The organism is Mesorhizobium sp. M1307 (assembly GCF_040318155.1).
Classification (GTDB): Bacteria; Pseudomonadota; Alphaproteobacteria; order Rhizobiales; family Rhizobiaceae; genus Mesorhizobium.
The window spans coordinates 1-2,695 of record NZ_JAMYLR010000098.1; the positions used below are offsets into that span (position 1 = coordinate 1).

The window sequence follows — 2,695 nt, forward strand, 5'->3', positions numbered from 1 at the left end:
GGACAAACGCCGCGACAATATCCGCGGTCAATTCCATCAATTCCGCGTTCTGGCGATTCTTCTCTTCGGTCATTCATCAACTCCTGTTGCTAGTCCGCTTTCGTATGGGGGAAAGTCGGATCGCGCAAGAAGCAGGTCCACAGAACGAAATGCTCAGGATCCTCGACCGGCCGCTGCGTAGGTTCCTCTGTAAGTCAGCCTTCCCGGTTTTGACCCTCTTTGTCTGAAATCGGCGTGTAGGGTCTGATCGTTCCGGCGCTCTTTCGCGTTGGGTGAAAACACAGGGGAGGAACGACCGTATCAGACGACAAACACGAACGAATTCGACGCCGCGCATATGAGATCTGGGAACGAGAAGGCCAGAGGCACGGTTTGCACGAGCGCCACTGGAATAAGGCGACGTTTTACATCGAGAACGAAGACCACTCGCTCGGGGCAAGACCACCGGCAATATCTGGTGCCGACCTTCCAAGTTCTGCACCCCAAAGCCGAAGGACGAAAGGCAAGCGCGCCGCGAGTCAATCGGATATTGAAGCGGCGGAAGCGCTGGCGATGAGAACAGGCATTACCGGCGACCAAGCTCAAGACCTCATCGATCGCCTCGGTAACGATCTGCTGGTATTCTGTTCGCGACGAAGCCCGACCGCCTGAAGCGCGCAAACTGCACGCGCTGCCCACTCAAGGAGTCAAAAGGTCCGCTAATCGTTTGCATTTGGGCTGCCTACAGCAAGCCCGCCGCTCATCTAGGGCGGCGGGAGTCTACTCGCGGTTTTCAGGTCATTCGATGACTTTGACGATCTTGCGTGTGCCTGGGTCAACAACAACGGTCCGGTTGTCGATGACGGTGTAGCGGTATTTGACATTGGGGACTTCATGCAACTCGACCGTGTCGGGCAGGGTTGAGCCGATGTTGAGCTCCACGCCAGGGACTTTCACCGATGCGAGCGGCTGCTTCTTCACGTACTCCTTGATGACCGTTTCCTGTTGCGGTTCGATGACCACGTCTTGCGCTGCAGCGGCGCCGACGCCCGCCAGCAACAGAAGTCCTGCGGCTGCAGAGCAAAGATGCATTCTCATAGTTATCTCCTTCGTATGAACTCTGGGCGCCGGACCGCATCAGCCGCGCGCCAAGCACACCCAAACCAGAAATTTCTCCAAACGTTCCTTGCTGGGACTTTGGTCCGCGCTCGCCAGCGACCTAAGTTTGATTGGTGTGCGCAATGGGCTGGACAGGACGGCCCCCCGGAATCGTGACTGGCCGTATCCGTTGCCCGCTGCAAAGTTTACGGGACGCATATGTGCTGCGCACGATCGGCCCTCGATCGAGCGCGACGATCTCGCCAAGCACATGGAAAAGAGTGTCCATCTAAGCCCGCTGGCTACTTGCACCGCTTTTCGCAGTATCCATCACTGTGTTGGCAATCGGAATAATCGTGAGCTGACAATTGATTTCGGATGTGAGGGTAACGCCCCTACAGCTTCACCTGTCATCGCCCGCAGCTATGTCCCGTTCTGCGCTGATTGGGTTCGCCCGTCACGCCGTCTTACTGTGGCGGGCGAACCCTTGGGGCTGCCAAGCGCTACGCGAGCGGAAATGAAAGCCCGCAGATCGCGCGGCGCGGCGATCAAGTGTCGCACCAAGCTGGGCGGAGACGTCCGAATGAAACGGCTGCCTTTAGCCCGTAGACCATCAATTTTGCCTGCGGCCGTCCTTGGCATGTCCGAAGGCGGCCAGACTGTCCCAAACCATGAGATTTTGGTCTGCTGCGGTCGCCGACCCTAATTTATTTCCATAGAGCTTGACGCAATTACTGAAATCGCTGTCCGCGAATTAGCGGAATGGGTGTCCACGAATTGCTGAAACACGCACCCACTGGTCGTCGCGGAGGATCAGACGATCCATAATTCCCATGGCTGCCTCCAAAAGACAGCCTTGCATCTGATTTGCTCAGCCCTGGGAATCCCAAGAGTCCACACGACCCAGTGTGCGTAGAGTTTTGATCTTCTCGTCGAAACCTATGTTTCGATTACTCGACGTGCTCCATTAACGCCAAGTACCTCGCCCAGAGCAGCTCCGATGCGAGTTTCAAGAAGTGCAAAATGGCCCATATATGCGCCGACCAGAGTGAATGCTCTCGTATCCCGGTCTATTTCGAGCAGCGCGGACTTGGTCAGCATTAGACAGCCTAGCGGGTCCGTCCCAACATAGCCGTGGGCACCGGCCTGCTAGTCACGGAACACCCCCTGCTCCCTGGCAGCAGCCTCGAAAGCCTGACGGACCTCTTCCGGAGTCACTTGGTCCTGAAAAGCGTCGGCGCACAGTTGCACAGCCTTCCTCCACTTGGGTCCCATCTTGGTCCATTTCATGAGTTCCTCGGCGGGCACCCTCGACGTTGTTGCACCCGTAGGTGACCCCAGGTCGGTCGGTCTTGACGTACACCGGAGGGGAGAACCAGTGGGTTGCCACGACAACTCCTACTCAGGGGAGAGATACATCTTGGCTTCCTTGGCGGCAGCCTCAAAGGCCTTTCGGACCACCTGAGGGTCAATCGGATCGCCCTCTAGGTCTGACAGGCAGAGGGTCACCGCCTTATGCCAGCGAGGCCCTCGCCGGGTCCACGTCTTGAGCTGCTCAAGGGCTGCCCTCGCATTGTTGCAGCCATGCCTGACGCCGGTTTCAGTCTTCACGAACACC

The 2,695-nt window shown here is 57.5% G+C and carries 5 protein-coding genes; 2 read left to right on the forward strand and 3 right to left on the reverse strand.

The features are described from left to right. Both NKH16_RS34725 and NKH16_RS34730 read left to right on the forward strand, forming a co-directional pair. Positions 1-227, forward strand: a 227-nt coding sequence (locus NKH16_RS34725) for a hypothetical protein (RefSeq protein ID WP_352903943.1), incomplete at its 5' end; no start/stop codon positions are given. 115 nt (positions 228-342) lie between these two features. Then, positions 343-651, forward strand: coding sequence for a DUF2934 domain-containing protein (locus tag NKH16_RS34730; RefSeq protein WP_502911784.1), 309 nt, complete (start codon positions 343-345; stop codon positions 649-651). A 126-nt stretch (positions 652-777) separates the two neighbouring features. Here the strand turns inward: NKH16_RS34730 and NKH16_RS34735 are convergent, their stop codons facing one another. From NKH16_RS34735 to NKH16_RS34745, 3 genes are all read right to left on the reverse strand, one after another. Further along, positions 778-1,077, reverse strand: a complete 300-nt coding sequence (locus tag NKH16_RS34735) for a DUF1236 domain-containing protein (protein WP_352903945.1) — start codon at positions 1,075-1,077, stop codon at positions 778-780. Between the two features lie 1,149 nt (positions 1,078-2,226). After that, positions 2,227-2,367 carry a DUF982 domain-containing protein gene (locus NKH16_RS34740; RefSeq protein WP_352903946.1) on the reverse strand — a complete coding sequence of 47 codons (141 nt, stop codon included), beginning with the start codon at positions 2,365-2,367 and terminating at the stop codon, positions 2,227-2,229. Positions 2,368-2,475: 108 nt separating this feature from the next. Further along, on the reverse strand, positions 2,476-2,695 hold a 220-nt coding region (locus NKH16_RS34745), incomplete at its 5' end, for a DUF982 domain-containing protein (protein ID WP_352903948.1).

Excerpts from the sequence above, each read along its gene's own strand:
- NKH16_RS34735 (WP_352903945.1), bottom strand. The coding sequence starts at position 1,077 with ATGAGAATGCATCTTTGCTCTGCAGCCGCAGGACTTCTGTTGCTGGCG.
- NKH16_RS34740 (WP_352903946.1), bottom strand. The coding sequence starts at position 2,367 with ATGAAATGGACCAAGATGGGACCCAAGTGGAGGAAGGCTGTGCAACTG.